Here is a 6,131-nt window from a genome sequence, read left to right as displayed (position 1 = left end):
GCCCTTCCGCAGTTGCGCTTCACTTCGCTCGCCGTGATCAGCTTACGATGGGACTTGCACCCACAAGAGAACGCCCATGCTGGGCGCACAAAGGGGAGGGCGGAGACCGCGGTCTCCGCCCTTCTTGGTTTTCGAACAGGGCCGTCCTTCAGCGCTCGCCGACCGGCAGGTCGAGGAACGGGGAGCAGGCCGACAGGGGAACTTCCAGGCCGCAGCTTTCCAGCCGCAAGGGCTCGTCCCCGACCACGATCTCGGGCTCCAACGGCCATGTCCCGTCGGGCTGGCGGCGGTGGATTTCCGCGCGGATGCAGCGGCTGTCCACGAACAGGATCTCGCGGACGGAAGGCAGCGCGCCGTAGACGTGAAGCTTCGCCCGCTGCTTGGCCTCATCCTCGGGGGAGAGGATTTCCACGAGCAGTGTGGGCGCGGTCGTGAAACGGCTCCCCGGCACATGCGGCTCACAGGTGGCCGCGATGTCCGCCTGCCTCCAATTGTGCTTCGGGTCCAGCGGAGTCGGAATGCCGGCTTCGGTCAGGGAGCGGCAGCGCATGCCGTCGCGTTTGTTGCGCGCGTCGAGCGCATTGCCGATGTGGCGGTCGAGCGCGGACTGGATGGTGCCGTGTTCCGGGGAGGGCGACGCCTGGGCCACGACCTCGCCGTCGATCAGCTCATAACGGCGGTCATCGCCGAATTCGAGTTCCAGGAACTCCTCGACCGTGGTGACCGGCCGTTTCCGTGCGGCTTCCCCCATGCGGCCCCTCCCTGCGAGCGCGTCGGCACGCGGGGATCCTAACAGAGGAGGGCCGGGCCGGCATCACCCCTTGATCGATGCCACGAACCGGTCGGCGTCGTTTTCCAGCTGCTTCAGCTCCTCCCCCAACCGCCCGGCGGAGTAGATCATCTCCACGGCGGACTTGCCGGTCTCCGCCGCGGTGATGGCCATGGTGCTGACGCTTTCCGACACTTCCTGCGCGTTGTGGGTCGCGCGGTCGACGGCGCCGACGATCTCGCGAGTCTGTTCGAGCTGCTGGGAAACGGCGGCGGACACCTCCAGCGACAGGCCCTCGACCTCCTCGATGGTGTTGCGGATGGCCTGGATGGCATCGACGACGTCGGCGGTGGCGTCCTGGATGGCGGAGACCTGGGCGCCAATGTCCTCGGTCGCCTTGGCGGTCTGGTTCGCCAGGCTCTTCACCTCGCTGGCGACCACCGCGAAGCCTTTTCCGGCCTCGCCCGCACGGGCCGCCTCGATGGTCGCGTTCAGCGCCAGCAGATTGGTCTGGCCAGCGATGCCGTTGATGAGCTTCACGATCTCCCCAATGCGCTGCGAGCTGTCGGCCAGCGCGCGGACGGCCGTGTCGCTCTGGCGCGCCCGTTCGACGGCCCGCTGCACGGCGGTGCCGGTGGTGGAAACCCGCCCGCCGATCTCCCCGATGGAGCCGGAGAGCGTGCGCGACACGCTGTTGACGATGCCGACGACGCTGGAGGTCTGGTCGGCCTTCTCTGCGGTGTCGAGCGCCTGGAGGCGCATCTTCTCCGCCGTGTCGCGCAGGATGTAGGCACCGGTGCGGATCTGATCAGCCGCACCGCTTACCGTGTGCAGCACCCGGTCGAAGGCACCGTCGAAATCCTCGCCGACCGCCCGCAGGGCAGACTTGCGCTCCTCCTCGGCGCGGCGCTCCGCTTCCCGCGCCTCCAGTTCCAATTCCTGATTGCGCTGGAGGTTGTCGCGGAAGACCGCGACGGCGCGCGCCATCGCCCCGATCTCGTCGCGCCGGGCCGTGCCCGGCACCGTCGCCGCGCGGTCGCCCCCGGCCAGCCGCTCCATCACCGCCTCGATCAGCCGGATCGGCGTCGTGATGCTGCGCGCGACGAACAGGCTGACGAGGATGAAGGCGAACAGCAAGGCCGAGCCGGCCAGCAGGATGTTGCGGACGACCTCGTCGCGGACGGCGTTCTGGGTGGCGACCGCGCCCGACATGCCGGCCTTCGCGGCCTCCAGCAGGGAGTCGAAGCGCGGGCCGAGCGCCTGGAAGGCTTCGTTGAAGGTGGCGGCTTCCTTCCGGAAGGCGGAGGTGCCCTCCACGAACTTGGCCAGATCGGCCCGGTAGCCGCGCGCCAGCGTCTCCAGCTTCGTCTGGGTCGCCGGGTCCATGCCGGCATCGGCCAGGAAGAAGGTGAATTCGTTGAAGGCCTTCCGGTGACCGGACAGCATCCCCTCGTCCTGGTAGATGATGAAGTCCTTCTCCATCTTGCGCATGGACTCCATGCGCCCGATCAGCTTGTCGGCGTTCGGCCACTGCTTCAGCTCGTCCTCGATCGCCTTGGCCGAGGCGCGCAGGCTGCCCCGCAGCCCATCCGCGTCGGTGAGACCGAGCGTGGTCGCCGCGGCGACCACCGCGCCGAACCGCTCCTTCACCGCCGCGACGCCGTCGGACAGGCTGTCCAGCTCATCCCCGGGAAGCAGCCCCGCCGACCCGCCCCGGATGTCCGACAGAAGACCGGCGACCTCCGTCACGGTGCCCTCGAAGGATCCCGCGGCCTCGGCGTCCCTCTCCGCGACGAAGCGCAGGGCCTGGACGCGCAACCGGCTGGCCCGCCGTTCCACCAGCGAGGTCTGCTCATGGACCTCCCGGTACCGCTCCAGCTCGGCCGCCGCGTCGAACACCCGCCGGGCTCCCATCGCGACGGTCCCGCCGAGCAGGCCGAGCGTGACGAGCGCGCCCGCGACCAGAAGCGCGATGCGGGTCCCAATGGAGATGTTCGACAGCATGGCCGTCCGGTCCTTCCTCGGAAATGGCAAAGGCCGGCCGTTCCCACAGGGGGAACGGCCGCGCCGCGGACAGTACCGCCAAGGTCAAGACGGCCATGTTGCAGACCCGTGGCGTTTTTGTTGCACGGTGCGGCCCGGCGCCGCCGCGCCTTCGGCATGCACCTAAGGTCAAGCTGGGCAGGCAGATCCTGCCCCCGTATCGTGGCGTCCTCATCGGGCATCATCGGGAACAAGGGGAGAGGGCGCTTGTCCTTCGTCGTTTCGAAGCTGTTCTGGGCGGTGGCCTCGCCCGGCAACCTCCTGGTCCTCGTGCTGGCGGCGGGCACGCTGTCACTGTTCCTGCGCCCGCTCCAGCGGATCGGAAAGGGGCTGCTCGTCCTGACGACGCTGGCCACACTCGCCGTCACGACGACGGGCCTGTCCTCCTGGGTCGTCATGCCGCTGGAGGAACGGTTCCCGCGCGCGGAGCTGCCGGAGCGGGTGGACGGGATCATCGTGCTGGGCGGCGCCGTGAACCCGCCGCTGGCGCTCGAACGGGACGAGCCCTCGGTGAACGACGCGGCCGAACGGCTCCTCGCCTTCGCCGAACTCGGCCGCCGCTACCCGGATGCCAAGCTGGTCTTCACCGGCGGTTCCGGCGTGCTGGGCGGGCAGGAGGAACATCACCGGGAAACGGCCGCCGCCCTCGGCGCCCTGCGCCAAGCCGGGCTGGACACCGACCGGGTCCTGTTCGAAAGCGAATCGCGCAACACCTGGGAGAATGCCGTCTACAGCCGCCGGCTCGTGAACCCCGCCGCCGGCGAGACCTGGCTGCTCGTGACCTCGGCCATGCACATGCCGCGGTCGGTCGGGATTTTCCGGCAGGTCGCATGGCCGGTGCTGGCCCACCCCGTGGATTACCGCACGCGCCCGCACGGGCTTCCGCGGCTGCGCTTCGAGTTCCTCAAGAACATGAGTCTCCTGACGGATGGCGTGCGCGAATGGATCGGACTCGCCTCCTACCGCGCCATGGGCCGCACGCCCTCGCTGTTTCCGGCCCCCTGACCCGGCCGGGCGGATAGGGGCCTGCGACTTCCTTGGGATATGGCCCTCACCCCATTGGCGGGGGGATCCAACTCGTCTAGAGTGCGCCGCATTCTTGAAGCAGGGGTTGGTTCGATGCGCCGTGTCCGTGGGCTGCGAGGGGCAATCGCTCTTTTGGGCGTCCTGTCGCTTGCCGCCTGCGCGGAAAAGCCCGTGGCGCCCGCTTCCGGGCTGCCGACGAGCGGCGTCTACAAGGTCGGCAAGCCCTACCAGATCAAGGGCGTCTGGCACTATCCGTCCGAGGATTTCACCTATGACGAGACCGGCATCGCGTCCTGGTACGGGCCGGACGTCAAGGGGAAGGCGACGGCCAACGGCGAGATCCACGACGAGAACGAGTTGACGGCCGCGCACCCGACGCTGCCGCTTCCCAGCCTCCTTCGCGTCACCAACCTCGACAACGGCCGCTCCATCGTCGTGCGGCTGAACGACCGCGGCCCGTCGGCGAACAACCGCGTCATCGGCCTGTCTCGGCGCGGCGCCCAGCTCCTGGGTTTCGAGGCCGCCGGCACTGCCAAGGTCCGCGTCCAGATCCTGGCCGATGAAACCCGCACGATCGCCGCCGCGGCGCGGCGGGGGACGCCGGCCGCGATCCTGGCGGAAAGCGACGGGCCGGCGCCGCAGGCCGCCCCGCGTGCCCGGGTGGAGATGGCCGGCGGAATGGCGGCACCCGTGCCTACGGCGATCCTGGCGACGGACATCCCGCCGCCCGGCAGCGTTCCGGGCGGCGTGGTCGGCGGGCGCTTCCTGCCGGCGCCGGTCGTGACCGAGCGTCCGGTGCGGCCGGGCGCGCAGATCTACGTGCAGGCCGGCGCCTTCGGCAGCGCCGAGGCCGTGAGCCGCGCCCGCGCCCGGCTCGCCGCCCTCGGGCAGCAGGCGAGCGTGACCAAGACCGTTTCCGGCCGGCAGACGCTGCAGCGCGTCCGCGTCGGCCCGATGAGGGACGTCGGCGCCGCCGACGCCCTCCTGAACCGCCTTTTGGACGTCGGCCTTACCGACGCCAAAATCATCGTCGATTGATCCCCTGGGAGAGGGCCGGATCCGCCGTCCCAGGTGCATGCGTTGTTGAAAAGGGAGTCATTATGATGGCTGTTGTCCGCACCCGGGCCGCTCTTGGGCTGGCGGCCGCGATGTTCACCGCGGCATTGAGCCTGCCGGCACAGGCCGCCAGCATCGAGACCATCGCCAAGCAGGCCATCCTCATCGACATGACCTCGGACACCGTGCTGTTCGAGAAGAACGCCGACGAGCGGATGGCCCCGTCCTCGATGAGCAAGATCGCCACCGCCTACATGGTGTTCGAGGCCATCAAGGAAGGCCGCGTGACCATGGAAAGCACCATGCCGGTCACCGAGAACGCCTGGCGGATGCAGGGCTCCAAGATGTTCGTGGAGCTGCACAACAACATCAGGGTCGAGGATCTGCTCAAGGGCGTGATCGTCCAGTCCGGCAACGACGCCTGCATCGTGCTGGCCGAGGGGCTGGCCGGTTCCGAGCGCGCCTTCGCCGAGCGCACGACCAAGCGCGTCCGCGAACTGGGCCTGAAGAACACCAACCTGGTGAACGCCACCGGCTGGCCGGACCCGAACCACTACATGACGGCGCGCGACCTTTCGATCCTGGCCGAGCGGCTGATCAAGGACTTCCCCGAACACTACCATTTCTATTCGATCCGTGACTTTCAGTATCACGGCATCAAGCAGGGCAACCGCAACCCGCTTCTGTACCGCGGCATGGGCGTCGACGGCATGAAGACCGGCCACACGGAAATCGCCGGCTACGGCCTGACCGCCTCGGCCGAACGCGACGGCCGCCGCCTGATCCTGGTGGTGAACGGCCTTCCCAGCATGCAGGCCCGCGCGGACGAATCCGCCCGCCTGATCGAGTGGGGCTACCGAGAGTTCGCCTCCTACGCGCTGTTCAAGAACGGCGACACGATCGAGCAGATGCCGGTCTGGCAGGGCGCGACCGAAACCGTGCCGGTCACGGTCGCGGACAACCTCGCCGTCACCATGTCGCGCGCCGACCGCCCCAACATGAAGGTGGCCCTGGTCAGCGACAAGCCGGTGGTGGCTCCGGTCAAGAAGGGCGACGTGGTCGGCAAGCTGGTGATCACCGCTCCCGGCTTCCCGGGCAAGGAGGTGCCGGTGGTGGCCGCCCAGGACGTCGCGGAGCTGGGCATGGTCGGGCGCGCCCTGTCGGCGGCCAAGTACCTCGTCTTCGGCGCCGATTCCTGATAGTCAGGGCCTGACGACGGGTCTGGCTGGAACAGGGC

5 protein-coding genes are annotated in these 6,131 nt (G+C 69.0%); 3 read left to right on the top strand and 2 right to left on the bottom strand.

Features of this window, described 5'->3' with window-relative positions; genetic code table 11:
• Positions 1-148 precede the first annotated feature (148 nt).
• Positions 149-751 (bottom strand): Uma2 family endonuclease, encoded by a 603-nt coding sequence (locus JUB11_RS16390; RefSeq protein WP_207459637.1) that lies wholly within the window; start codon positions 749-751, stop codon positions 149-151.
• A gap of 63 nt (positions 752-814) precedes the next feature.
• Entirely contained in the window at positions 815-2,773 is a 1,959-nt protein-coding gene (locus JUB11_RS16385) for a HAMP domain-containing methyl-accepting chemotaxis protein (protein ID WP_207459636.1), read from the bottom strand.
• 246 nt (positions 2,774-3,019) lie between these two features.
• Here JUB11_RS16385 and JUB11_RS16380 point away from each other — a divergent pair, with 246 nt between their 5' ends.
• From JUB11_RS16380 to JUB11_RS16370, 3 genes are all read left to right on the top strand, one after another.
• Positions 3,020-3,817 (top strand): YdcF family protein, encoded by a 798-nt coding sequence (locus tag JUB11_RS16380; RefSeq protein WP_247887099.1) that lies wholly within the window; start codon positions 3,020-3,022, stop codon positions 3,815-3,817.
• Positions 3,818-4,009: 192 nt separating this feature from the next.
• Positions 4,010-4,876 carry a septal ring lytic transglycosylase RlpA family protein gene (locus JUB11_RS16375; protein WP_348771449.1) on the top strand — a complete coding sequence of 289 codons (867 nt, stop codon included), beginning with the start codon at positions 4,010-4,012 and terminating at the stop codon, positions 4,874-4,876.
• A gap of 62 nt (positions 4,877-4,938) precedes the next feature.
• Positions 4,939-6,093, top strand: a complete 1,155-nt coding sequence (locus JUB11_RS16370; RefSeq protein ID WP_207459634.1) for a D-alanyl-D-alanine carboxypeptidase family protein — start codon at positions 4,939-4,941, stop codon at positions 6,091-6,093.
• Positions 6,094-6,131: the final 38 nt, after the last annotated feature.

Source organism: Azospirillum sp. SYSU D00513 (genome assembly GCF_017356015.1).
GTDB lineage: Bacteria > Pseudomonadota > Alphaproteobacteria > Azospirillales > Azospirillaceae > Azospirillum.
This window is presented reverse-complemented; position numbering and strand designations above follow the sequence as displayed.